We start from the raw sequence: 25,314 nt of genomic DNA, 5'->3' as shown, positions 1-25,314 counted from the left end.
TTTTACTTGTGCCTTATTTTTAGGTAAACTATCTTAGGTTAAGCAATCTCTTTTTTTGGAACAAGAGAAACTTTTGGAATCATTTCCTATAAATCATGAAGAGATTATGACAAACGTTCTTCTAATCCAAGAACGTCTTTTGTCCTATACTCGATTCTACTCAAAAGGAATGTCAGTGAATGAATATAAAAAAACAAGGCCTCGGTCAAGCGACGGGAAAAATCATTTTAATGGGGGAACACGCCGTTGTTTACGGCGAACCAGCAATCGCCTTTCCTTTTCAAGCGACAGAAATCACAGCCGTCTTTACCCCGGCAAAAAATATGCAGATTGATTGTGCATATTTTACAGGATTGCTTGAAGACGTGCCCCAAGAGCTAGCAAATATCAAGGAAGTTGTTCAGCAAACCTTACATTTTTTAAAGGAAGATACGTTTAAAGGCACTTTGACCTTAACAAGTACGATTCCCGCTGAACGAGGAATGGGCTCAAGCGCAGCAACCGCTGTGGCCATCGTTCGAAGCCTTTTTGATTATTTTGATTACGCTTATACATATCAAGAATTGTTTGAGCTTGTTTCCTTAAGTGAGAAAATTGCTCATGGCAATCCTAGTGGTATCGATGCCGCAGCAACAAGCGGCGCTGATCCCTTATTTTTTACTAGAGGATTTCCGCCCACACATTTCTCGATGAATTTATCTAATGCCTACTTAGTAGTAGCTGATACGGGAATTAAAGGTCAAACACGTGAAGCAGTGAAAGACATTGCGCAGCTAGCTCAAAATAATCCCACAGCAATCGCTGAAACAATGAAACAATTAGGTTCTTTTACTAAAGAAGCGAAGCAGGCAATTTTACAAGATGATAAACAAAAATTAGGTCAGCTAATGACGTTAGCGCAAGAGCAACTCCAGCAATTAACCGTCAGCAACGATATGCTGGATCGACTAGTGGCTCTCTCTCTAGAACATGGCGCTCTAGGAGCAAAATTAACCGGCGGCGGTCGCGGTGGCTGTATGATTGCCTTAACAGATAATAAAAAGACCGCACAAACCATTGCACAGAATTTAGAAGAAAATGGAGCTGTTGCTACATGGATTCAATCATTAGAGGTGAAAAAGTAATGCTTTCAGGAAAAGCACGAGCGCATACAAATATTGCTCTGATTAAATATTGGGGAAAAGCCAATGAAGAATACATTTTACCAATGAATAGTAGTTTATCATTAACATTAGATGCCTTTTACACAGAAACAACTGTGACATTTGATGCCCATTATTCAGAAGATGTATTTATTTTAGATGGTATCTTGCAAAACGAAAAACAAACAAAAAAAGTCAAAGAATTTTTGAACCTTGTTCGTCAACAAGCCGATTGTACTTGGTTTGCAAAAGTAGAAAGTCAAAATTTTGTGCCTACTGCAGCTGGTTTGGCTTCTTCAGCGAGTGGTCTAGCTGCTTTAGCAGGGGCCTGTAACGTAGCCTTAGGATTAAATCTTTCAGCAAAAGACTTATCACGTTTAGCGCGACGTGGTTCAGGTTCTGCTTGTCGTAGTATTTTTGGTGGTTTTGCTCAATGGAACAAAGGCCACTCTGATGAAACGTCGTTTGCTGAAAATATTCCAGCCAATAATTGGGAAAACGAATTGGCCATGCTCTTTATCTTAATTAATGATGGAGAAAAAGATGTTTCCAGCCGTGATGGAATGAAACGAACAGTAGAAACTTCTAGCTTTTATCAAGGTTGGTTGGACAATGTGGAAAAAGATTTATCCCAAGTTCATGAAGCAATTAAAACAAAAGACTTCCCTCGTTTAGGAGAAATCATTGAAGCCAATGGGTTAAGGATGCATGGAACCACCTTAGGCGCTGTCCCTCCATTTACTTACTGGTCCCCAGGCAGCTTACAAGCGATGGCTTTAGTTCGCCAAGCACGGGCCAAAGGAATTCCTTGCTACTTTACAATGGATGCAGGTCCGAATGTCAAGGTCTTAGTCGAAAAGAAAAACTTAGAAGCATTAAAAACATTTTTAAGTGAACATTTTTCAAAAGAGCAGTTAGTCCCAGCTTTTGCTGGTCCCGGAATTGAATTGTTTGAAACGAAAGGAATGGATAAATAAGCATGATTGAAGTTACTACGCCAGGAAAGTTATTTATTGCAGGAGAATATGCCGTTGTTGAACCTGGCCACCCTGCCATTATCGTTGCTGTGGATCAATTCGTAACTGTAACTGTCGAAGAAACAACAGATGAAGGCAGTATTCAATCTGCACAATACAGCTCTTTACCTATTCGCTGGACACGCCGAAATGGTGAGCTTGTATTAGATATTCGCGAAAATCCCTTCCATTATGTTCTAGCGGCGATCCATCTAACTGAAAAATATGCGCAAGAGCAAAACAAAGAATTGTCATTTTATCATTTAAAAGTGACGAGTGAATTAGATAGTTCAAATGGACGAAAATACGGTCTTGGTTCAAGCGGTGCAGTAACCGTTGGAACTGTCAAAGCCTTGAATATTTTTTATGACTTAGGTTTGGAAAATGAGGAAATTTTTAAATTATCAGCATTAGCTCACTTAGCCGTTCAAGGAAATGGTTCTTGCGGAGATATCGCCGCCAGCTGTTACGGGGGCTGGATTGCCTTTTCAACCTTCGATCATGATTGGGTCAATCAAAAAGCAGCCACTGAAACATTAACTGATTTGTTAGCAATGGACTGGCCTGAATTAATGATTTTTCCGTTAAAAGTACCGAAACAACTACGTTTACTAATTGGTTGGACAGGTAGCCCTGCGTCCACTTCAGACTTAGTTGATCGAGTCCATCAATCAAAAGAAGAAAAACAAGCAGCTTATGAGCAGTTCTTAATGAAAAGTCGGCTTTGTGTCGAAACAATGATTAATGGCTTTAATACAGGAAAAATTTCTGTTATTCAAAAACAAATTACTAAAAATCGCCAATTGCTCGCCGAATTATCTTCACTGACTGGTGTGGTAATCGAAACAGAAGCCTTGAAAAATCTTTGTGATTTGGCTGAATCTTATACAGGAGCTGCGAAATCTTCTGGCGCTGGCGGGGGCGATTGTGGGATTGTAATTTTCCGCCAAAAATCTGGGATTTTACCATTAATGACTGCTTGGGAAAAAGACGGAATTACCCCACTGCCACTTCACGTCTATACCTATGGTCAAAGGGAGTGTAAGGAGAAGCATGAATCGAAAAGATGAACATCTATCATTAGCTAAAGCGTTCCACAAAGAAAAAAGTAATGACTTTGATCGTGTGCGTTTTGTTCACCAATCGTTTGCTGAATCCGCTGTTAACGAAGTGGATATTTCCACTTCGTTTCTTTCTTTTCAGCTTCCCCAACCTTTTTATGTCAATGCAATGACAGGTGGTAGTCAGCGTGCAAAAGAAATTAATCAGCAATTAGGCATTATTGCCAAAGAAACTGGCCTATTAGTTGCGACAGGATCTGTCTCGGCAGCGTTAAAAGATGCTAGTTTAGCGGATACGTATCAAATTATGCGAAAAGAAAACCCAGATGGACTCATTTTTGCCAATATTGGTGCAGGCTTGGGTGTGGAAGAAGCAAAGCGAGCGCTTGATTTATTTCAAGCGAATGCCTTACAAATCCATGTAAATGTGCCCCAAGAATTGGTCATGCCTGAAGGAGATCGTGATTTTACTAATTGGCTAACCAAGATTGAAGCTATCGTACAGGCCGTAGAAGTGCCTGTCATTGTCAAAGAGGTTGGCTTTGGCATGAGCCAAGAAACCTTAGAAAAACTTACCTCTATCGGCGTTCAAGCAGCGGATGTGAGCGGCCAAGGCGGAACGAGTTTTACACAAATTGAAAATGCCCGGCGGAAGAAACGAGAACTTTCTTTCTTAGATGATTGGGGGCAATCAACGGTCATCTCTCTTCTGGAATCACAAAATTGGCAAAAGAAACTAACTATTCTCGGCTCTGGCGGTGTGCGTAACTCTCTTGATATTGTCAAAGGACTCGCTTTAGGTGCCAAAAGCATGGGAGTTGCTGGGACTATCTTAGCTTCCCTTATGAGTAAAAATGGTTTAGAAAATACCCTAGCTCTTGTACAGCAATGGCAAGAAGAAGTGAAAATGCTTTATACTCTTTTAGGAAAAAAGACGACAGAAGAATTGACGAGTACCGCACTTATCCTCGATCCAGTTTTAGTTAATTGGTGTCATAACCGTGGTATCGACAGCACTGTTTTCGCAAAACGTTAAAGAGACCAGAACATTAATGTTCTGGTCTCTTTATTTGAGTTCTTTTATCCTACATAAGCATCTAAGATAATTTGTTTTAGTTCACTAATTAATGGTTCTTTCGGATTTGCAGTTGTACATTGGTCTTCATATGCAAGTTCTGCCATACGATCAACCGTTGTGTCTAATGTTTCTTGTGAGACACCTTGGGCTTTCAAGTTCATGTCAATTCCGACTGATTTACCTAAGTCTGCTACTGCTGTTGCTAAAGCTTCTACTAATTCTGCGGTAGTATTTCCTTTTAAGCCTAAGAATTTTGCAATGTCTGCATAATCAGTATCGGCGCGGAAGTAATCATATTTAGGGAACATTGCGTGTTTTGATGGATCTTTCGCATTGTAACGAATAATATGTGGTAATAAAATCGCATTTGTACGACCATGTGGAATGCCATATTCCCCACCAATTTTATGAGCAATAGAGTGACAAATACCTAAGAATGCATTGGCAAATGCCATCCCTGCCATGGTTGATGCATTATGCATTTTTTCGCGAGATTCCATATCTGGACGTTTCACTGAATTTTCTAAATGATCGAAAACTAACTTGATTGCTTGTAAACTTAAACCACGTGTGTAATCTGAAGCCATCACGGAAACATAAGATTCAATAGCATGTGTTAAAACATCCATACCTGTGTCTGCAGTGACTGAAGCTGGCACAGACATTACGAACTGTGGATCAACAATCGCTACATCTGGTGTTAACGCATAGTCTGCTAACGGATATTTCACGTGTGTTTCACTATCAGTAATAACGGCAAATGGTGTAACTTCTGAACCAGTTCCTGAAGTAGTTGGGATACAAACAAATTGTGTTTTTTCTGGTTTGGCAATTTTATATGTCCGTTTGCGGATATCTAAGAATTTTTGTTTTGCACCAAAGAACTCTGTATCTGGGTGTTCATAGAACATCCACATGCCTTTCGCCGCATCCATTGCAGAACCGCCACCCAAGGCAATCACTGTATCTGGTTGGAAATCAACCATCATTTTGGTACCTGCATAAACAGTATTTGTTGATGGGTTTGGTTCAACATCAGAAAATACTTCGATTTTCACATCATTTTTACGTTTTTGTAGCTCTTTACGTACGATATCTGCATAGCCAAATTGAACCATACCTGGGTCACAAACTAACATGACACGTTCAACATTTTCCATTTTTTGTAGATATTGTAAAGAATTTTTTTCAAAGAAAATTTTTGGAGGTAATTTAAACCATTGCATATTATTTCTCCGTTTCGCTACCGTTTTAATATTAATTAAGTTAATGGCTGATACGTTTTTAGAAACAGAGTTTTTCCCGTATGAACCACAACCAAGTGTTAAGGATGGAATCATTTCGTTATAAATGTTGCCGATACCGCCTTCTGCTGATGGAGTATTCACTAAAATACGACAAGCTTTCATACGTAAACCAAAAGCAACTTGTAACTCTTCATCTTCTGTATGAATTACTGCTGTATGTCCTAAACCACCTAAGTTTAACATCGCTTCACATAGTTCAAAAGCATGCTCTGCGTTGTTTGATTTCATCATTGCTAAAACTGGCGATAATTTTTCTCTTGATAATGGATATTCTGGACCTGCACCTTCTAATTCAGCGACTAAAATTTTTGTGCCTTTTGGTACGCTAATTCCTGCTAATTCAGCAATTTTTTCTGCAGAGTTACCGACAATCGCTGGATTTACTGCGTATTTGCCTTCATTCATCACTGCATCTTCTAGTTTTTGTAATTCATTCGGTTTCACGAAGTAAACATTGTGTGCTTCAAACTCAGCTTTGACAGAAGCATAAATTTCTTTATCCACAATGACCGCTTGCTCAGAAGCACAAATCATTCCATTATCAAATGATTTTGAAACAATTAAATCATTAACCGCACGTTTTACTTTAGCCGTTTTTTCAATATAAGCTGGTACGTTCCCAGGACCAACGCCTAGTGCTGGTTTACCTGTTGAGTATGCAGATTTTACCATGCCTGCGCCACCAGTTGCTAAAACAATGGCAATTCCTGGATGATTCATCAAAGCAGATGTTGCATCAATCGATGGTTGTTCAATCCATTGAATACAATTTTCTGGTGCACCTGCTGCAATCGCCGCATCCCGTACAATACGTGCCGCTTCTGCCGAACATTTTTGTGCGCTAGGATGGAAAGCAAAAACAATTGGATTTCTTGTTTTTAAGGCGATTAGTGATTTAAAAATAGTTGTTGACGTTGGGTTTGTTGTTGGTGTGACCCCACATACCACGCCAACTGGCTCAGCAATTTCCATTAAACCGGTTTGTTCGTCTTTGTTAATTACACCCACTGTTTTATCATGTTTAATATTATTCCAAATGTATTCAGATGCATACATATTTTTGATTGCTTTATCTTCATAGATTCCACGGCCAGTTTCTTCGACAGCCATTTTTGCTAAAGGCATATGTTGGTCTAACGCCGCCATCGCCATTTGATGGACAATGTGATCTACTTGTTCTTGTGTAAAATCTTCCATTGCTTTTAAAGCGACATTCGCTTTTGTTGCTAATTCATCAATCATTGATGAAACATCAACTGTTTCTGTCTTTTCTTTTTTTACTGTTTTAACCATGTTCATCCTCCTAAGAGTTTCATTTTAAAAAAACTTTGTTAACTATTTCACATTCACATCATACAACATAAAATGAATCTTGTAAATAGTTTTTGTGATATTTTTCACAACTATTTATAATTTTTTTTATCTCAAAAAAAAAAGACCTATTCTTTTTTCTAGAATAAGTCTTCAATATCATGCCAGTCCCTTAAAGGATTTTTTGATGTCTGTGCCAATAATTGTTGATAGTCAAAAAATTCATTCGGCTTAACCTTCTGAATGTCTTTGCGACAGTCTTTGACAGATAAACGGGCTTGCTTTTTCCAACGATAGGTGAGTAAATAAGTCAATAAATCTTCTTCGTTGATGGAAGAATAACCTAGTTCACGAAAATTTTGGCACTTCTTTTTAATACTTTTATTGAGCATTTTTTGTTGTAACCAACTTAATTTTTCCTTTGTCATGGGCTCTTCTCCTTCCAACCAAGCGAAAGATTGCTCACTTTTTAACTATCTTCCAACACTATAAAAAGGAACCTTTTTTGTAAACTTAATAGTTAAAAAGGACTTAGGACGTAAGTCCAAATGACCTACCTTCCTAGTCCTACATTTTAAGATAAACGACACGAGCGGAATAGGAATTATCTCTTCTTATTGGCTTTCTCGTGTGACTACTGGTCACAGTTTCGCCTTTGAAAAGCCTGTTCCGCTCTCTTTAACCATTAAATGAATCAGTTGAATCGTTTAGTCTTTCTTTTCTTTTGAAGGATCTGATGTTTCAGGAACTTCAGTTACTTCTTCTGTGACTGTCTCTTCAACTTCTGTGACTGGTACACTAGTTACTGCTGAATCATTTGTAACAGCAGTTCCAGGTGTTACAGTTCGAATTGCTGCACGGTCAAATTCTAAGACAATACCTTCGCAATCGATTAAAACTGTTTTTTCGTTGATTTCACTTAAAACACCATGTAAACCACCAATTGTGACAACACCATCGCCAATTTTCATTGCGTTTAGTTGTTTTTGACGTTCTTGCTGTTGTTTCTTTTGAGAACGTGTCATGAAAAACATCATTCCTCCTAAAAGGACTAATGTAAAAATCATTGTAAATCCGCCACCCATTTGTTTCACCTCACTCTGCATTATTCACACTACTAACTGTATCAAAAAAATGCTTGAAGAACTAGTTTTTTCCTCTAATTTTTAGAAACTTTTTGCATTCGCTTTATTAAAGCCATATTCTTCAAAAAACGCTTGTCGGAATTCTAATAAATTGTCGTCCATAATTGCTTGACGGACATTTTTCATTAAGTCTAACAAGAAGTATAAATTATGATACGATGTTAAACGGATTCCGAATGTTTCATCACATTTAATCAAATGACGAATATAGGCCCGCGTATAATTACGACAAACATAACAATCACATTTTTCATCAAGCGGACGAAAATCTCTTGCATATTGGGCATTTTTAACAACCAAGCGACCTTGTGAAGTCATACAAGTACCATTGCGCGCAATACGTGTTGGTAGCACACAATCAAACATGTCAATCCCACGAATCACTCCATCAATTAATGAATCAGGGGCACCCACACCCATTAAGTAACGTGGTTTATTTTCAGGAATTAACGGTGTCGTAAAGTCTAAGACTCGGTTCATTTCTTCCTTAGACTCACCAACAGATAAGCCACCAATCGAATAGCCAGGAAAATCCATACTCACTAAATCTTTAGCACTTTGACGACGTAAATCTTCAAATCCCGCACCTTGAACAATACCGAATAATCCCTGTCTATCAGGATTCGCATGGGCTTTTAAGCCACGCTCGGCCCAACGAGAAGTCCGTTCAATCGAGCGTTTGACATACTCATAGCTTTCATCAAATGGTGGACATTCATCAAAGCTCATCATAATATCTGATCCTAATTTATTTTGAATATTGATCGCTTTTTCTGGAGAAAGGAACATTTTTGAACCATTTAAATGATTTCTAAAATGCACACCTTCTTCTTCGATTTTCCGCATATCACTTAATGAGAAGACTTGGAAGCCACCTGAATCAGTTAAAATAGGTTGATCCCAGTTCATAAATTTGTGTAAACCGCCTGCTTCTTCGACTAAATCTTCACCTGGACGTAACCATAAATGGTAAGTATTACTTAAAATAACACCGGCACCCATTTCTTTTAATTCTTCTGGTGACATTGTTTTAACTGTCGCAAGTGTACCTACCGGCATAAACATTGGTGTTGGAAATGTGCCGTGAGGAGTAATTAATTCACCTAAACGCGCACCTGTGTGTTTATCTTTTTTGATTAAACGATAACGAATGGCTGGTTCCGTCATTCATTTCCCTACTTTCTACTATAATTTGTCCTCCCATCATCATACTTTTTTTTTATTGAATTTGCAAGGATTTCTCAAGGTTTCTTTTTTCAAAAAAGGATCCTTAAAAAACAGCAACTAGTTCAAATAATTCAAATGAGCTAGTTGCTGTTTGGCACTTATTTTGTCGCTGTATATTTTTCTAAATCTTGCATCGCTGTTTTCACAATTTCAGGGGTAATTTTTTGTTTCATATAATGAATCGTTTCGCCTTCTATACAAGCACGTTCTGCTACTTCTTGATACTCGGCTTCAGTTAAGTCCATCTCCATTTCTTTTAAAGAAATAGGCAAACCTAGTTGGTGATAGAAAGGAATCAATTCATCGACTTCTTGCCATTTCTCTTCAATGGCTAATTGAACAAACACACCATACGCCACTTTGTTTCCATGCAATTGTCGATGGCTAGCTGGCAGCAAAGTTAGTGCATCATGAATGGAATGGGCACCCGCTGTCCGACCATAATCATCGCCAAAGCCACCCACCATTCCACCAATAATTAAATTCGTTTCGATGACATCAATAAACGATTGATTTAATTGTTGCTCTTCCATCGCTTTTAAAGCATTGATACTTTCATTTAACAAAACATCGCGACATTTTTCCGCGGCAAAATGAGAAACTTGAATAGGTAACACTTGGACGTCTAACTGCGAAATAATCGCATCTGCTTCATACCATTTAGCTAATGTATCCCCAATACCTGCCACCATTAAGGACCGAGGCGAATGCAATAACACTCTTGGTTCTACCAACACCAAAGCGTTTGCTTGCGGAAAAACGTCATACCGTTCCATTGCTCCATCTTCTCGATACATTACGCTCAATGGCGTGCACGGTGCACAAGTAGCTGCTAAAGTGGGTAAAATAATTACCGGTAACGCCATTTTGTGTGCTAAGGCTTTGCCCAAGTCGGCCACTTTTCCTCCACCAACAGCGACGATGGCCTCTAAATGATTGTCCAGCACTTGCGCTTCTAACTCTTGCACACGTTGATCTGTACAAACACCTCCATAGTTTTCAAAAACAGCTGTTACTTTTTGAAACGTCGGAAAATACGGTTTTGCCGCTTGCCATGACTCAGTCCCGTGTAAAATGAATACACGATGAATATTTCTGCATAATAGTTGTCCTTCTAATAATTCCCACGAACCAATTTCGCAAAGATACTCTTGTGGTGTCCCTCTCACAATTAATGATTGTTCCATCTTGAAAATCCCCTTCATTTTTGACTTTTGAAATTTTTTTTGAAAAAGTTGTATTTTTTCAACTCTACTACTTTTCCTTTTACATATTCTATGATATGATAAACCACATCATAACACAATAAATTTTTATACATTTATTCGCTTTTTTTGAATATTTATAAAAATAATACAAAAAGGAGTTTACGCAAATGACCAAATGTAAAAAATGGCTACAGACGATTTTACCAATTTTATTCTTGTTGCTCTCATTATTACCTATTAAAGAAACTTTTGCAGCCGAAAACGATCCAGTCTATGACAAAATCATCCAAAAGGGAGAACTAGTTGTCGGCTTATCCGCAGACTATGCCCCTTATGAATTTCATGCAAAAGTAGATGGTGAAGATAAAATTGTCGGTTTTGATATTTCTATTGCTCAAAAAATTGCCGACGATTTAGGCGTTAAATTAAAAATCGAAGAACTAGGCTTCGATGCTCTGTTAGGGGCCTTAAAAACTGGCAAGATTGACATGGTCATCTCAGGCATGTCGCCAACGCCTGAACGATTAAAAGAAGTAGCTTTTTCTCAACCATATATGAATGTTCAACAAAGAGTCATTGTTCGGAAAGAAGACAAAGATAAATTTCATTCCACTAAAGATTTCGAAGGCGTTCGTGCAGGTGCCCAAAAGCAAACGACACAAGAAGAATTAATTAAAACCGAATTAACCGGTGCTGTCCCTACTTCTCTTCAAAAAATTCCAGATTTAATTATGAATCTAAAAAATAATAAATTAGATGCAGTCGTTATGGAAGAACCGGTTGGCGAAGCCTATGTTTCTCAAAATGAGGATTTAGCTTTTGCTGATGTTACCTTTGAAAAAGGCTCAAAAGATACTGCCGTTGCTTTTCCTAAAGATGCGCCCGTTTTGACGGAGAAAGTAAATGCCTCTATTAAACAAATTAATGATCAAAAATTAATGGACGGTTATAAAAAAGAAGCCAATCAATTAATGTTCCAAAAAGATCAAAGCTTTTTACAAAAGTATGGAAAGTTCTACCTTAACGGTGCAGGCTATACCATTTTCCTAGCTTTCATTGGTGTTTTGTTTGGTGCCATTTTAGGGGCATTACTTGCCTTAATGAAGTTAGCCAATTCCAAAATTTTACGTGGCATTGCCATTGCTTATATTGAATATGTTCGTGGCACTCCTTTGCTTGTTCAAATTTTTATTGTCTATTTCGGGACAGGCGTTCTTGGTTTAGACTTATCAAAAGTAGCAGCTGGTTGTATTGCTCTTTCTTTAAACAGTGGTGCATATGTAGCAGAAATTATTCGCGCTGGTATTCAGGCGGTTAATAAAGGACAATTGGAAGCTGCTCGTTCTTTGGGAATGAATCAAAACCAAGCAATGCGATACATCATTTTCCCACAAGCTATTAAAAATATTTTACCAGCGTTAGGCAACGAATTTGTTACAGTAATTAAAGAATCTTCCGTTGTTTCAGTCATTGGTGTTTCAGAACTAATTTTCCAAGCTGGCAACGTTCAAGGAGCAAGTTTTAAACCCTTCTTACCTTACTTAATTGTATCGTTAATTTATTTCGTCCTAACCTTTACTATCTCGCGTCTATTAGGTGTTGCTGAAAGGAGAATGAGTACTAGTGATTAACATTAAAAACTTACAGAAAACATTCGGAAAAAATGAAGTACTTAAAGGAATTGACTTAGAAATTGAAGCTGGTGAAGTTGTCGTAATTATTGGCCCTTCTGGTAGTGGTAAAAGTACTTTTTTACGTTGCCTGAACTTATTAGAAACACCAACTGGTGGCAGCGTTGAATTTGAAGGAAAAAATTTATTAGATAAAAATACCAACATTGATCAACTTCGTCAAAAAATGGGAATGGTATTCCAAAATTTCAATCTTTTCCCGCATAAAAATGTCTTGGAAAACTTAACGATTAGTCCTGTTAAAGTAAAAAAAGAAGCCGCTGCCGAAGCCACAGAACATGCTCTTTCCTTACTGGAACAAGTTGGTTTATCAGATAAAAAAGAAAATTATCCCGCTCAACTTTCTGGTGGGCAACAACAACGGGTAGCGATTGCTCGTGCTTTAGCCATGCGCCCTGACGTAATGCTGTTCGATGAACCAACTTCTGCCTTAGACCCTGAAATGGTGGGTGAAGTGCTATCCGTTATGAAAAATTTAGCTATTGAAGGGATGACAATGGTGGTGGTTACCCACGAAATGGGCTTCGCAAAAGAAGTTGCGGACCGTGTCATTTTTATGGATGCAGGAATTATTCAAGAAGAAGGCACACCTGAAGAAATTTTTGATGCGCCACAAAACCCAAGAACACAAGATTTTCTAAGAAAAGTTTTATAAAAAGGAGCACCTGGTATGGATCGCAAGAATATCGCAACACGTTACCAACAACCTACTGAAAATTTACTCATGGATATTGCAACATTGGCGAAAAAGACCCCAAATTTAATCGATTTATCGATTGGTGACCCTGACTTAATTACCGATGAGCGGATTATCGAACAAGCAGCTAACGATGCCAAAAATGGGCATACAAAATATACCGCTTCTGATGGTAGCGAGGCATTCATTGAGGCGGTCATTCAGTTTTATCAGTCACATTATCAATTATCTTTTCAACCGAATCAAGTCCGGGCCACAGTTGGCGCTCTGCACGGAATGTACCTTGCCTTACAAGTGATTCTAAATCCTGGAGATGAAGTGATTATTCATGAACCTTATTTCTCTCCTTATAAAGACCAAGTCCTTTTAGCAGATGGCGTTCCGGTCTTTTTACCAACCTATGAAGAAGATGGTTTCCAAATTGATGTAGCTCTTTTGAAAGAAAAAATCACGCCTAAAACCAAAGCGATTATTCTAAATTCACCGAATAACCCGACAGGCGCTGTTTTCTCTGAAGAAACTTTCAGAGAAATCGCACAGGTAGCGATTGAACACAACTTATACATTCTTTCAGATGAAGTTTATGAAGCCTTTTGTTTCCAAGAAACGTTTACTCCCATGGCTACGTTTGCTCCAGAAAATACTATCACTTTTGGTAGCTTTTCAAAAGCCTTTGCAATGACTGGTTGGCGTATTGGTTATATGATTGCCCCAGACTATATTAACGAAGTAGCCAAATTAATTAATGAAGGCGTTACGTATTCTGCGCCTACGTTGTCACAGCAAGCAGGAATCTATGCGTTACAACATTTTGACGAATTTGTAGACCCAATCGTTGAAGTGTTCCAAACACGTTTAGAGTATGTGGCCCAACGAGTAGCAAAGATCCCTTTCCTTTCGCTTCATCCAGTCAAAGGAAGTATTTACGCCTTCATTAACATTCAAAAAACCGGACTAACTTCCGTTCCTTTTGTGGAAAAGCTTTTAAAAGAGACACAGGTATTAGTGATTCCTGGAAAAGCATTTGGTGAAACAACGGGCGATGAGTACATTCGTTTAGCCGCAACACAAAATTTAGATTTATTAAAGGAAGCGTTCGATCGAATTGAAAGAATGACCTTTGAATAAAAAAGCTTCTGCATTAGCTAATAATCATAGCTAATGCAGAAGCTTTTTAGATTTCTTCTATCAATTCAATCGCTTGCCCACCAACATGCGGTGGAATCGACATAGTCATCGGCGGCAAGCCCACGACTGTGAAACGGACTTTGGTCCCTTTTTTCAAGTGAGACAGCGGGATACTTTCCTCTAACTGTTCAACAAGTATGTTTAAAATTACCCCATGAGAAAATAAGGGCACAATGGATTCTGGATCACTTTCTGCTTGGATATTTTCTAAATGTAATCGCATTGACAATGGCTGCGTCTCATTTAACACACCAGCCTCTGCTAATTTCCCTGTAAAAACAGCAAGTTTTTCAGTCATTTGTTTGCCTCCTTTTTAAACATCATATTGAAGAGAATTAATTCCATCCCCTAAAAATTCTGAAGCGTTGTTAAATTCGGCAGGATCATATTTGGTATAGGAAACTTGTAATGTCAAAGTAATATTCCTTAAGGTTTCAGAATGGGCAAATTTCTCTTGAGCTTGTTGTTTGAATTCTTTTCTAGTAGTATATCCATCATCCCCATCGCGGAAAATTAATAACGCCCAAGTCGGCGGTGTGCCGTCGATAAAGTATGGTAATAAGCGATCATCCGTTGTCTCTTTAATCGCCGCTGTCACGATTTGTAGCAATTCATTCTTTTGTTCAGGACTTAATAAGTTACGAATACTTTCCCAATAGGCCACTCGGATCACGACTAAATATAACGGCGCTTCATAACGTGTAGAAATGTCAGAAAATAAATCGAATCCTTCCTCGTACATTTTTGCTGTTCTTAAATTAGTTACTGCATCTAACGCATTTAACCGTGAAGTTTCTTTACGTAAGCGAATATTTTCTTCTTCAATCGTACGAATTTGATAAGTCACTGCATAGATTGTTAAACAGTAGAGCGGCGGCATGATTAGCCAAAATAATGAGCCATAGCTAAACAAATCATGATAGACATACTGATATACAACATAAGTCAATTGTAGAAAAATAAATATAAGCGAAAATGTTAACCCCGCTGTAATTCCTACAAAATAGGTAACGATAATTAAGATAACTGAAATTAATAGACAACTTAAGTCCACAAAGAAATCATTCGTTCCTAAGGCCATAAAGATGGTTGTGCCGACAACCAAAACAATTCCTACTAACAAAGTTAAATCCAAAAGTAAGGTCACTCGTTTTTGATTCACTCTATTCCCCACCTTTCAAATTCTTCTTCACGATGAAGAACGCACTTAATCCAATAATAGTCATACCAATTAAGAAGACAAATAGATAAATCATTAATTTATGATTATTGACAATTCGTTTACCTAATGATTCGTTGCTAACGTTGCTTACACGTTTTTTGAAACGATAATCATAGCGACGATAGTTCGGATCGACCACAATGGCATCTCCTTTGTACATAGAAGTATTCTTCTCTGTATTCACTTGTGTAGAGGCTAAAAAGACACCTTGTGATTTAGCTCCTGTTAAGATTAACGCCGCGGCTTTCGCATTATATGGAGAAAACATTAACTGCGCCGTACCGATTTGTTTACCATAATCTTTTTCAATGCTCAGTTTCTCGTTTGAAACAAAACGTGTGAAGTCCTTATCATAATGGAAATATAACTGATCGTTTAACTTACGAATCATCGGATTATCCTTAGGCGTACCAAAAATAATCAAGTTATGATTTTCTAATGCCGCATTTTTAGGCGCTTTTTTATAATACGTAATCTCACCGACATTACTTTCGGCATAATTACCAATTAAGTTAAATAAATTGGTCAACACTTTAAAATAGTTGTCGTCCATTTTTTCTGGTAATAAAATCGCTAAATCAGCAAAAGAACGGCTTCTGATAAAAATGTTCGGATAGTTGTTAAATAATATGTCATTCAGTTCTTCTGTTTGAATAAACGCATTCGAATTATTTTCAATAAAGGCCCATGGAGTCTGACCATTTCGCAAAACTTCTGGTGATTTAACATTCAAATCAAAAGCAACTTTTAAAACAAAACTATCAGCAATTTCTAAGTTCTTTGGAAATTCGAGATTTAATTCATCACCGTTCGCACGAGCAGCGGTTAATTTCTTGCTGCCAATTGGTTTATCATTGGCATAGACCGTCACTAAAGAAGAATCAAAATCTAAGTTTTCAGCGTATTTAAAATGTAAATGCACGCGACTTCCATTGGCATTGTTTCGATCCACTGGTAAATTGACAAAGTACGTTTGTTCTTGGTGATAGGCCCCTTCTAGTTTGTCCCCCGTTGAGGTTAATGGATAATTTCCATCAAATTCTAAAGTTGAACTAAACGTATCGGTATTCTCATCAACTGTTGTCTCTTCTTTATCTGTTTGGGTCATTAATTCATAGTTTGCTAAATAACGTCCTGCACGAACAAGTAAGTCCTCATCTTTAGAAGTAGCTACTAAAACATGCTTATCTGATTGATTGAAAAATTTTAAGACAGCCTGGTCCGCCACACGTTTGCTATCAATTTGACTTTTATACTGATCTGGTAATTTATCATAGCTGGCAATAATCAACTGATAGGGTGCTGACTGTTCTTTGTTCAAAGAAGCCATTGGCAACAATTCTTCTGAGGTAGTAATCAAACGAGCAGCACCAGCTAACGCATGGGTCGCTGCAGCTAATTCTTTTTCCGATGCATTTTCTGGTGTCAAAATAACACTGTGTTTATTTGCAATCGTGTCTGCTCCCACAAAATGATTATAAAAAGAATGAATTGTATTCTCTGGTAATTGTAAATCGTATTGGAAGTTTACGTTAGATCCTTCATACATCGTTAACCAATTTGCTGGAGTTTCAATTAAATTATACATGTCGTTTCCTGCCTGATTAATAATTTGGCCCTCAACAGTCAATGTATTTGTCTCTTTAATCAGTTCCAAAGGGATTTCAATCGTCTTTTGTTGAATACCAGTCGTATTTTCAGGACGCCAAGAATAAAACTTCACACCATTAACTGCCACAGTTAAATCTGAGGTCTGATTATTTTTTAATTGTGTGATTTGGTAGGTCATATTGAATGATGCTTTTTTTACGTCCCAATAATCAATTTTTGTAAAATACATGGTGCTACGGACAGAAGTACCTGTTAAAGAGATTGTTTTATTTTGAAAAGGTTGTGTAAAAGTATGGTTGTCTTGTTCTTTATTTTCGGCGTATACGGTCGGACTTGCGACACCAATCAGAATTGTCAGAAAGAACAACCCTATTAAAGTGACTGTTTTTTGTTTCATTGCACGTTTCCTCCTTATTTAAATCGTTCAGTTTTGTACCATTTTGTTTGTGTTTGTTTATGAAAAACATTTTCTTTAATATACATCACCATGCCATAAGCGGCGACTACTAGCCACATCTGACTGTATGTAATATACATCAAGGCAATAATTAAGATATTCTCTAAAGTCATTTCGCCTTTTTCGGTCGTAATACTGACAAAAGTACTGAAAATAAATAACAAAATCGCTAACAACCACAAGGAATTGCTAAATCCTTGCAGGGTCGTTGTTAAGTAACCAGACATTGATAAAACTAACATGATGTCTGACAAAACGAGCGATGTCATTAAGAGAAAATAAATGGACAAGAAATATAAAATATCAAAACGAATCCGACTCGCTTTAGGATTAAACAATAATTTAGCATTTTTAACAATAACATAAATATTGCCTTTGACCCATCGCGTCCGTTGTCGGAACCAAACTGACAAAGTTTGTGGCTCTTGCTCCCACGTCACTGCTTTTGGTTGAAACTTAATTTTATAGCCCATCATATAGATGCGGAAACTGATTTCTGTATCTTCGGCTAACGCTTTGTCATCCCAGCCGCCAATGGCTTCAATAATACTACGACGAACAATGAAATTTGTGCCAGGAATCGTGCATAACTTAAATAATTGAAAACGACCGGCTTGTGCCATCCATTGAAAGGCCAGTGTTTCGATATTAATAAAGCGTGTCAACAAGCTTGCATTGCGATTTCTCGTCCTAAATTTACCAATAACCGCGCCGTATTCCTCACTAGCGATTAATTCTCCAACTAAATAACGGAGTGCATTCGGTTCAGGTGTATTGTCCGCATCATAAATGGCAATCACGTCCCCCTTGGCTTGCTTGAAACCAATGTTTAAGGCATTAGACTTACCTTTCCCACCTGTTATATTGTCTGTATTAATAATCTGCAAATTTCGATTAACCGCCTTTTTTTGGACGTTCGCTAAAAGCTCAGCACTATTATCACTTGAGTTGTCATTAATCACAATAATTTCATAGCGATCTTGCGGATAATTAAAATTCAATAACGCTTCAACTGTCCGCACAATGACAATTCCTTCATTATGGGCCGGCACCATAATTGAAACAAACGGCGCGTCTTCGTCCTCTACAGGTGGTGGTGCGACAGGATCTGTTTTTAAATAATAAACATAGCCAAAAATAACTAAGAGAATATTTACAATTAGTAGACTCCAAATAATGATAGTTGCTGTTAACATTACAATGTCAGCAATGGTCATTTGTCTTCCTCCTTATTAATATATTTCGACCGATAATTCTTTCGTCCAATCATAAACAAAATAATCAGGATGATTAAAGTCAGCGTGACAACGCCAATCAAAATATTGTTTGTAATACTGAAAAAGAATGAAAATAACCCTGTAAATCGTTGTTTTTCAACTGTTGAGGCCCCTGTATCAGCCAAACCATTGACAATTTGATTGTTTAAGAAGAACCGATTATTCCGAAATTCGATTTTCTGCGTTTGTGTTTGAACAGTGAAATGTTGATCCGCTTCTGAAACACTAAACACTATTGGTGCTTCCTTGACTTCTTGAATTAGATGATCCACTTCTTTTTTAGAATTTGGAAATGAAAAACTAATGGTGGTCGGCATTGGAAATCGATAGTCATTCGGATTATCTTTATCCGTCCATTCAATCCCCGATAAATAATCATACGGTAAATCAAACAAAGCATTCTTATAAGTGATTGATTCTCCCGTTTGGTTCCGATAAAAAACGCGTTCAATCGGCGGATTTTCTCTTAGAATCACTGTATCACTAATTGCTAGACCATCCTCTTGGTATTGAAGGTCTTGATTCCAGTATCCTGGAGCAGAAATGCCTACTGGATAGACATGTCTGTCGACCAATAAACTAATCTGCTGCTCCATCAATTGTTTCAAGGCACGTTGGTCATTTAAATCAACATTGTTAACGACCGGTGTTTCTAAGAAAATAACCCCCGTCGAAGCAAACGCACGTAACGCATTCGTAAATAGTTTATAAGGTAAAATCGTATTGTTTTGTGAAACGCTCGTACTGGATAAAATATAAGGATACGTGGTTTTAACTAATTCTTCTTGCAAATAGGTTGCCACAGACATATCTCTTAACGGGTTAAAATCAGAAATCGTCAAAAACGGCCGTGACATTTTTTCACTTTCCAGCCATTGACTAATTACGTCTAAGCTTTCTAAAAAAACAGCGCCTTTGCGTTCAAACATTGGTAGAAAAGCATGCCCATTCTCAATTACACCAAATGGATATTCTTCTGGTGCTAATTCTTGTGTTTTTAATCGGCCAACCGTCTGACCTTGCGTATTTTCCAGCACAACTGATTGATCTTGAAAAGGCAATACTTGAGAAAAACGGTTTTTTTCATCTTCTAACCGATATTGACGATGACTTAATTCTTTCCACGTACCGCTAAAATATTGTTTTTCATCGTCACGCATGTTTCGACCAATGTGTAATTGTTTGCCTTTAAAATGAACTCGATCCGCTAGAAAATCAGAGGCAATAACGCCGGCTTGTTCAGGCCAATTCACCATAGAAATCAAACTGTCATAGCCATCATTTAGCAATTCGCCAGGCACATAGTCTGACACCGCCACACTCTGAACTTCTACCCCAAAACTCGTCAACACTCGTTGTAAAGCATCCACATCATTTTCTTTTTTCCCAGCAATATTCAAACTGTCATAGACAAGTAAGACATGTTTACTTGGTGCAGCCAGCGCCGGTTTGGCAAAGCCACAAAAAACGAAAAAGAGTAAGAAACACACCCAGCCAATAAGATATTGTTTATTTTTCAATTCCCTCTACCTCCCCAATGACTTGTGGTGTTGTATCTTGCCACATTCGTTTACCAATAACATCAGAAACAATTTGTAACAAGAGAAAATCTAAAAATACTGAGACTAAAAACAAATGACGTACTAAGTCACTATCCCCATCAATAATAATTGTTGAAATGAAAACAACTAATAAATTTAGATAAATTCCTGTCATTAAAAAGAAGCGAAAAACTAATCTGGGTTCGTTTCTCTTGATTCCTCTGTATAAACCAACGCCATATAAACCAAACAGAATCACGCCTAATAATAGATAGAAAGCAAAGTTTTTAGGAAAAAAACTGGCTTTAATACGGTTATACACCATAAAAAATTTAGATTGTTCCAGCGGTGCACGCCCCGTCGTTTTCTCAAAATTCCCCACATTATTAGGCTTTACTAAGTAAACATTTGGTACCGCTGAATTCAGTCCTTGCCATAATTCAGATGGATAATTTAAATAATTCAATAACACCCATCCAAAACTCGTTTTATCAAAAAAATCTTTTTTCATTTGTTCAGAAGTTGGTGATACAGGACTGTATTCTTCAAAGTAGGAACGTCCCTTTTGCAACCCATATTGCGGGTTGATTCCGCCCTCTGACATCCGTTTATCTGGAACCTTACTATCCTTCATTACACCGCGCGTCATACTGTGGTAGACATCACGTTCATAGATATCGTTAGGAACGATAAAAGCTGCTAACGTTGTAAAACCAATCAACGCAATTAAAAAGGCCGTCATTGACAATCGTTGATAACGTTGTGACAAGTAGACAAAAAATCCTAATCCAGCAATAATTACGCCAATAATCAGCAAATATTCTTGGCGTGTTGTTCCTATTAAAAGTACTACTGCTTGTGCCAAGATAACCAAAACTATTCTTCTGAGCCAAGTTCGTGGTTTCGTCACCCGATAAAAATAGACTGAAAATGCTAAGACACTCACAGAAAGTAAAAAACTCGTCGCTTCTGTATAAAAGGAATTAAAATAAATCGTATAGGAGGTATCCCCCAAGATGAAAATAACCAACAAGGAGATAAGATAACTTTTTTTCAAAGATACGCCTTCGGTTAAGCCTCGTACCAGAATATAAATTGACACTAAAAAACAACTAAGATAAACGAAACCTAAGAAACGAATATCGAAAAGTGTTTGACTATAAAAAAGTTTATTAAGCCAAATGGCAATGGTGATGAAAAATTGTTGAGTGGAAACAAAGTGCGTCGTTGTTTCATTAAAATAACGCATAATTGAAAAGTCCTTAACAAAATAGGCCACATTGTCGTAGCTATCACCATTGACACGATAAAGACTATTTGAATTTAACACACGAAAATACTCGCCATTATCTCCCAAGCCATTAATCGGATAAACAAATAACAAAATGCTTGTCACTAACCCAATCCCTAAAACGGCCAAAAGACTTGGAGAAATATAACGACTCAACCATTTAAAAGCCGAGTTCATGTGTTTTTTGATCTTTTCCATGCTTTCACCTCATCTAGAAATCATAGGCCAAAAGAGCCATTAAGTTATTATAGGAATAGACTTGTTTCGTAACTTTATCACCAAATCCTCCATAAATCGGACTGCTTGAATCCATAATTTGAAAATTATTAAGTACTGTGATTGCCGCACGATACAACTCTTTGTCATTTTCGGCAACACCAATTAAAGCCGCTATCGCATAACTGGCTGCAGATTGATTTTTGTCCACAGGTGATCCATTTAAATCATACGAGTTAAAAAGCGTCCCTTGCTGAACTTGTTTTCGCACAAAATCAATACTAGTCTGCTTCGCCATACCCACTTCACTTAAATGGACAATCGTTAATAAAGATTCAATAATATTAAGTGTTCCGTTGTTTTCGTATTTATTTGTTTGATGATTAAACTTCGTTTGATAAAGAGGTAAATCATCAGAAATATAGCCATCGTCTATTAATTGGTAATGATACTGCAAGTAGTCTGCTGAAATCCCAAATTCTTTGTATAAATAACCCAGCGTAATTAAGTCAATATAAAACAAAGAAGTTTCTGAAGACTGTTGTTTTGATTTACTATCATAAAAATCAATTAGAATATTATCTTTCATAGAGGTTTTCATAAAACTCTTGCCTAATTTTTTAATTTCTTGATCGTACTGATCTGTTTTAAAATGCCCCCCTGCTTCAATTAATGAACGAATGATCCGTAAATCATCAATCGAGGCATTGACATTGTACTTATTGCCTTGCTCGTCAATTCGGTAACTAAATTGGACGCCGTCGTAAAAGGTGTCTTTCGTCTGCTTGTAAAAATTATCAAAACGTCCCTGCGTATCAAAAGCTAAATTACGCAAATATAGACCCGAAGACTCACTTAGCAGCTCATGTCCTGTGGCGACATCTTTGCGTTCAGCATCTGGTAAATAATTGGTTAAAAAGCCGCCGTCTGTTTTGAGCCGGGTTTCAATAAAAAACTTCAACAAATCTTTGCGTTCAGCGGTTTCTTTTGTGTGAAATTCATGTTTTGTTAAAAAATGTTGTTTGTCTGTCGATATTAAGCGTTGAATTTTTGGATTCACTTTTTCCACCTCTACTTTATAGGATTTTTCTCTAAACAAAAGAAAATATCCTCCCAGAAGCACCACGAATACCCCAATAAAAATCCAAAGTTTTCTCTTCATTGTTACGCCTCTTTTCCTCACTTCTTTATTGTCAGTGTACACAAAAGTACTTGTTTTTGCGAAACTTACGCTACCTCTTCAAACGCAAGAAAAAAAGCAATCCATAAAAATAAAAGGATTGCTTTAACCGTTTCGTCGATCATTTCCTGTCATCGTAATCTCTTTTGACAGATAACGCACACGTTCCATAATTCGTCTGGCTTTTAGCGGCTCTTGTTCTCCTCGTTGCGTCACGGTTAAATGCTCTTCTAAAGCTTTTAAATCTAGATTGGAAGAGAAAAAAGTAACTAATTGTTCTTGCATTCGGTATTGCAAGATTACGCTTAAAACGTCGTCACGAATCCAACTAGTCATGGATTCCGCACCAATGTCATCAATCATTAATATAGGGGATTTTTTTACTGCATCGAGCTTTTCACCAACTTGATCGCGACCAATGGCTTGCTTCATTTCTACTGTAAATGTTGGAAAATGAACAATTGTCGTAGTAAATCCACGTTCTGCTAAAGCATTAGCCATCGCACCTAATAAGAAAGATTTTCCTACACCGAATGGGCCTTGTAAATAGAGCCCTTTATGAAATTCTTTTGGTGTCGCAGGATACTCTCTTAAAAATTGCATTGCTTCTGCTAACGCTTTGGCTCGACCTTGAGAAGATGGATCGAAATCTCGTAAATTTGCTTCTCGGACATCTTTTGGCATGTCCATTGCCCTTACTCGATTGCGAATTTCTTCTTCCTTCTGACGGGCGATTAAATCAGCCGTTGGGACATATGTTACATCAATGTAATGAAAATTCAACATTAATCTTGGCTCATAGCCGGGGGCAATCATTGCCGGATCGTTTACTTGAAATTTCTTTTTTTCTTGAACAAATTCATACAGCTTAGCATAACTTTTACGAATATCTTCATCGCTTAAACGCTCTCGGTTTGCTTGTATAAAGGCTTGAACATCTTGATCTTTCAATACTTCGTTAACCAGCTCTTCATATCGTTCATTGATGTCACGCTTCTGGATAATTTTTGACATTTCTTTTCCTACGTCTTCCATCATTGGTCACCTCCTTGGTTTAAAAATTCTTGAATTTGTCGATCTAACTCGGCTTGTTCTTCTGGGGAAAGTTTTGTTTCATCGTTTGGCTGATCTGCCCATTCTGGCAATCGCTCTTGTCGAACAGTTTGGCGTTTCCCTGAATAATTTTGTTGTCGCTGTTTTTGTTTGGTTTGGCTTTGTTTTGCCAATTCTCTGACATGTTCAATTGCTTTTTCTGGTGAATGAATGCCACTTTGTCCCCATTCATTCGCAATTCGATTCACATACTCCGCTTTTAAAGTCGGTTGTTGTTGAATATTGTAAACATAGTTAATCAAAATATTAATCACACTAGTCGGTAAGCCTGATTTGGCAACCAAATATTTCACTAATGAACGTTCTTGTGGTGTCGTATAGCCGCCTCGACTATTTTTTAAAGCTTTTAAATATTGAATAGGCGGATTCTTTTCACTATCCATAATCATTTGAATATCCAGTTCAGAAAAACCATTCATTTTTAATGCGTTATATCGATACGTTTGTTGCTCTTCCACCGTCAATTGTGCTTGCTTGTTTGTCACTACGTTTGTTGGTTGTGGTTTTTTATCAGGATCAAACGCTTGATGAATCGTTCGCACTAATTCCTTAGGCAAAATTCGACTTGTATAATAGTCAAATGATTTCGAAGCAAAGTCTACCATATCTAACTCATTGATGCCATATAATTGATGAAAAACATAGACTTCTTCTTGAAAACTAGCCTCATCTTCAGGCAGTTGTAAACCTAAGCGGTGCAAACCTTCCACAAAATAGAGCCAATCAAAAGAATCCGTTGATACAGAAATTTTCTTCGATTTTTCTTGTTGAGAAAAAGTTTCTTGAATCGTTGTCAATCGGTTCGCTTCGGAAACAATTTGTTCTTCTTTAAAGGCATAAACCTCTTGAAAGCTAGCGGAAACATTTTGATAGCCCTCTGTTTTAGTAGGATGCGGTTGGAACTTTTGCACTAATTGATCAAATTTCCGTTGTCCAACCCGATTAAATAACACTAAAGCTAACACTTCATCTTTAAAAAAACGAGCGGCTGTTTCAGGTGCTTTTAAATAATATAAATAACAATCTCCTAATTCCCGATCTGTTTTTTTATACGTTTCTAGCAACCCAATGCCTTCTAATTTGTAGCAAGCTTCTTCTAATTGTTGGCAACTCAAGTCCAGCAAACTAATTAAATCTGCATGAAACAGCGAGCCATCCTCCTCTGAGTCTGTTGTTTCAGATAACAAAAGCCAATATAAACTAAACGCATTGGCGCCAACAATTGGTTGATATAAAAAGGTTAAAACCTCTTTCTCTTGATCAGAAAGCGGTGAATCAATAACCGCTTGAAAAATATTTTTTGGTTGGATTCTTTGCCGATTTCCTTTCAAAGAA

General features: G+C 37.4%; 21 protein-coding genes. 7 read left to right on the top strand and 14 right to left on the bottom strand.

The window, feature by feature from the left end; translation table 11 throughout:
- The first annotated feature begins 179 nt into the window (after nucleotides 1–179).
- Genes mvk through fni form a run of 4 tightly spaced genes read left to right on the top strand, consistent with a single transcriptional unit; the run spans nucleotide 180 to nucleotide 4,255 of the window.
- Nucleotides 180–1,124, top strand: a complete 945-nt coding sequence (gene mvk / locus IGL23_RS03445; RefSeq protein ID WP_033595136.1) for a mevalonate kinase — start codon at nucleotides 180–182, stop codon at nucleotides 1,122–1,124.
- Entirely contained in the window at nucleotides 1,124–2,119 is a 996-nt protein-coding gene (mvaD, locus tag IGL23_RS03440) for a diphosphomevalonate decarboxylase (protein WP_002355778.1), read from the top strand. Before mvk ends, mvaD begins: the two co-directional genes overlap by 1 nt.
- Nucleotides 2,120–2,121: 2 nt before the next feature.
- Complete coding sequence (locus tag IGL23_RS03435; RefSeq protein WP_033595134.1) at nucleotides 2,122–3,228, top strand: phosphomevalonate kinase; 1,107 nt, start codon at nucleotides 2,122–2,124, stop codon at nucleotides 3,226–3,228.
- Nucleotides 3,212–4,255, top strand: coding sequence for a type 2 isopentenyl-diphosphate Delta-isomerase (fni, locus tag IGL23_RS03430; protein WP_002381302.1), 1,044 nt, complete (start codon nucleotides 3,212–3,214; stop codon nucleotides 4,253–4,255). The genes IGL23_RS03435 and fni overlap by 17 nt, the downstream gene beginning before the upstream one ends.
- Nucleotides 4,256–4,299: 44 nt before the next feature.
- Here the strand turns inward: fni and adhE are convergent, their stop codons facing one another.
- The 5 genes from adhE to IGL23_RS03405 form a co-directional block, all read right to left on the bottom strand.
- Entirely contained in the window at nucleotides 4,300–6,897 is a 2,598-nt protein-coding gene (gene adhE / locus IGL23_RS03425) for a bifunctional acetaldehyde-CoA/alcohol dehydrogenase (RefSeq protein ID WP_002388933.1), read from the bottom strand.
- Nucleotides 6,898–7,055: 158 nt separating this feature from the next.
- Nucleotides 7,056–7,361: a post-transcriptional regulator gene (locus IGL23_RS03420; RefSeq protein ID WP_002364719.1), complete on the bottom strand. Its 306-nt coding sequence runs from the start codon at nucleotides 7,359–7,361 to the stop codon at nucleotides 7,056–7,058.
- 261 nt (nucleotides 7,362–7,622) lie between these two features.
- The gene (yajC, locus tag IGL23_RS03415) at nucleotides 7,623–8,021 is read right to left on the bottom strand and encodes a preprotein translocase subunit YajC (protein WP_181036275.1); all 399 of its coding nucleotides are present in this window, start codon (nucleotides 8,019–8,021) and stop codon (nucleotides 7,623–7,625) included.
- A 60-nt stretch (nucleotides 8,022–8,081) separates the two neighbouring features.
- Nucleotides 8,082–9,227, bottom strand: coding sequence for a tRNA guanosine(34) transglycosylase Tgt (gene tgt, locus IGL23_RS03410; RefSeq protein WP_002355772.1), 1,146 nt, complete (start codon nucleotides 9,225–9,227; stop codon nucleotides 8,082–8,084).
- Between the two features lie 158 nt (nucleotides 9,228–9,385).
- Complete coding sequence (locus tag IGL23_RS03405) at nucleotides 9,386–10,492, bottom strand: iron-containing alcohol dehydrogenase family protein (RefSeq protein ID WP_033595130.1); 1,107 nt, start codon at nucleotides 10,490–10,492, stop codon at nucleotides 9,386–9,388.
- 170 nt (nucleotides 10,493–10,662) lie between these two features.
- Between IGL23_RS03405 and IGL23_RS03400 the strand changes: the two genes are divergently transcribed.
- From IGL23_RS03400 to IGL23_RS03390, 3 genes are read left to right on the top strand one after another with little or no spacing between them, the layout of a single operon-like run.
- Nucleotides 10,663–12,126, top strand: coding sequence for an ABC transporter permease subunit (locus tag IGL23_RS03400; protein ID WP_002355770.1), 1,464 nt, complete (start codon nucleotides 10,663–10,665; stop codon nucleotides 12,124–12,126).
- Nucleotides 12,119–12,841 (top strand): amino acid ABC transporter ATP-binding protein, encoded by a 723-nt coding sequence (locus tag IGL23_RS03395; protein WP_002355769.1) that lies wholly within the window; start codon nucleotides 12,119–12,121, stop codon nucleotides 12,839–12,841. Before IGL23_RS03400 ends, IGL23_RS03395 begins: the two co-directional genes overlap by 8 nt.
- 15 nt (nucleotides 12,842–12,856) lie before the next feature.
- Nucleotides 12,857–14,011 carry a pyridoxal phosphate-dependent aminotransferase gene (locus tag IGL23_RS03390; RefSeq protein ID WP_002355768.1) on the top strand — a complete coding sequence of 385 codons (1,155 nt, stop codon included), beginning with the start codon at nucleotides 12,857–12,859 and terminating at the stop codon, nucleotides 14,009–14,011.
- A 46-nt stretch (nucleotides 14,012–14,057) separates the two neighbouring features.
- Here the strand turns inward: IGL23_RS03390 and IGL23_RS03385 are convergent, their stop codons facing one another.
- The 9 genes from IGL23_RS03385 to IGL23_RS03345 all read right to left on the bottom strand — a co-directional run bounded on the left by IGL23_RS03385 (nucleotide 14,058) and on the right by IGL23_RS03345 (nucleotide 25,310).
- The gene (locus tag IGL23_RS03385) at nucleotides 14,058–14,369 is read right to left on the bottom strand and encodes a hypothetical protein (protein WP_002355767.1); all 312 of its coding nucleotides are present in this window, start codon (nucleotides 14,367–14,369) and stop codon (nucleotides 14,058–14,060) included.
- A 15-nt stretch (nucleotides 14,370–14,384) separates the two neighbouring features.
- Nucleotides 14,385–15,245: a hypothetical protein gene (locus IGL23_RS03380; RefSeq protein ID WP_033595128.1), complete on the bottom strand. Its 861-nt coding sequence runs from the start codon at nucleotides 15,243–15,245 to the stop codon at nucleotides 14,385–14,387.
- Entirely contained in the window at nucleotides 15,235–17,301 is a 2,067-nt protein-coding gene (locus IGL23_RS03375; RefSeq protein WP_033595126.1) for a cellulose biosynthesis cyclic di-GMP-binding regulatory protein BcsB, read from the bottom strand. The genes IGL23_RS03380 and IGL23_RS03375 overlap by 11 nt, the downstream gene beginning before the upstream one ends.
- Before the next feature lie 14 nt (nucleotides 17,302–17,315).
- Nucleotides 17,316–18,578, bottom strand: coding sequence for a glycosyltransferase (locus tag IGL23_RS03370; protein ID WP_002355764.1), 1,263 nt, complete (start codon nucleotides 18,576–18,578; stop codon nucleotides 17,316–17,318).
- Nucleotides 18,575–20,158: a hypothetical protein gene (locus tag IGL23_RS03365; protein WP_002355763.1), complete on the bottom strand. Its 1,584-nt coding sequence runs from the start codon at nucleotides 20,156–20,158 to the stop codon at nucleotides 18,575–18,577. Before IGL23_RS03365 ends, IGL23_RS03370 begins: the two co-directional genes overlap by 4 nt.
- Nucleotides 20,148–21,668, bottom strand: a complete 1,521-nt coding sequence (locus IGL23_RS03360; RefSeq protein ID WP_033595124.1) for a membrane protein — start codon at nucleotides 21,666–21,668, stop codon at nucleotides 20,148–20,150. Before IGL23_RS03360 ends, IGL23_RS03365 begins: the two co-directional genes overlap by 11 nt.
- A gap of 13 nt (nucleotides 21,669–21,681) precedes the next feature.
- Nucleotides 21,682–22,890, bottom strand: a complete 1,209-nt coding sequence (locus tag IGL23_RS03355; RefSeq protein ID WP_033595122.1) for a hypothetical protein — start codon at nucleotides 22,888–22,890, stop codon at nucleotides 21,682–21,684.
- An 81-nt stretch (nucleotides 22,891–22,971) separates the two neighbouring features.
- Nucleotides 22,972–23,901: a primosomal protein DnaI gene (dnaI, locus tag IGL23_RS03350; RefSeq protein ID WP_002378086.1), complete on the bottom strand. Its 930-nt coding sequence runs from the start codon at nucleotides 23,899–23,901 to the stop codon at nucleotides 22,972–22,974.
- A complete protein-coding gene (locus IGL23_RS03345; RefSeq protein ID WP_033595120.1) occupies nucleotides 23,901–25,310 on the bottom strand; it encodes a replication initiation and membrane attachment family protein in 1,410 nt (469 codons plus the stop codon). Before IGL23_RS03345 ends, dnaI begins: the two co-directional genes overlap by 1 nt.
- Nucleotides 25,311–25,314: the final 4 nt, after the last annotated feature.

The organism is Enterococcus sp. MSG3299, from assembly GCF_050555765.1.
GTDB lineage: Bacteria > Bacillota > Bacilli > Lactobacillales > Enterococcaceae > Enterococcus > Enterococcus faecalis.
This window is presented reverse-complemented; position numbering and strand designations above follow the sequence as displayed.

What these genes read in the sequence shown, in the direction of transcription:
- mvk (WP_033595136.1), top strand. Translation starts at nt 180, where the DNA reads ATGAATATAAAAAAACAAGGCCTCGGTCAAGCGACGGGAAAAATCATT.
- mvaD (WP_002355778.1), top strand. Translation starts at nt 1,124, where the DNA reads ATGCTTTCAGGAAAAGCACGAGCGCATACAAATATTGCTCTGATTAAA.
- IGL23_RS03435 (WP_033595134.1), top strand. Translation starts at nt 2,122, where the DNA reads ATGATTGAAGTTACTACGCCAGGAAAGTTATTTATTGCAGGAGAATAT.
- fni (WP_002381302.1), top strand. Translation starts at nt 3,212, where the DNA reads ATGAATCGAAAAGATGAACATCTATCATTAGCTAAAGCGTTCCACAAA.
- adhE (WP_002388933.1), bottom strand. Translation starts at nt 6,897, where the DNA reads ATGGTTAAAACAGTAAAAAAAGAAAAGACAGAAACAGTTGATGTTTCA.
- yajC (WP_181036275.1), bottom strand. Translation starts at nt 8,021, where the DNA reads ATGCAGAGTGAGGTGAAACAAATGGGTGGCGGATTTACAATGATTTTT.
- tgt (WP_002355772.1), bottom strand. Translation starts at nt 9,227, where the DNA reads ATGACGGAACCAGCCATTCGTTATCGTTTAATCAAAAAAGATAAACAC.
- IGL23_RS03405 (WP_033595130.1), bottom strand. Translation starts at nt 10,492, where the DNA reads ATGAAGGGGATTTTCAAGATGGAACAATCATTAATTGTGAGAGGGACA.
- IGL23_RS03400 (WP_002355770.1), top strand. Translation starts at nt 10,663, where the DNA reads ATGACCAAATGTAAAAAATGGCTACAGACGATTTTACCAATTTTATTC.
- IGL23_RS03390 (WP_002355768.1), top strand. Translation starts at nt 12,857, where the DNA reads ATGGATCGCAAGAATATCGCAACACGTTACCAACAACCTACTGAAAAT.
- IGL23_RS03385 (WP_002355767.1), bottom strand. Translation starts at nt 14,369, where the DNA reads ATGACTGAAAAACTTGCTGTTTTTACAGGGAAATTAGCAGAGGCTGGT.
- IGL23_RS03375 (WP_033595126.1), bottom strand. Translation starts at nt 17,301, where the DNA reads ATGAAACAAAAAACAGTCACTTTAATAGGGTTGTTCTTTCTGACAATT.
- IGL23_RS03370 (WP_002355764.1), bottom strand. Translation starts at nt 18,578, where the DNA reads ATGACCATTGCTGACATTGTAATGTTAACAGCAACTATCATTATTTGG.
- IGL23_RS03360 (WP_033595124.1), bottom strand. Translation starts at nt 21,668, where the DNA reads ATGGAAAAGATCAAAAAACACATGAACTCGGCTTTTAAATGGTTGAGT.
- dnaI (WP_002378086.1), bottom strand. Translation starts at nt 23,901, where the DNA reads ATGGAAGACGTAGGAAAAGAAATGTCAAAAATTATCCAGAAGCGTGAC.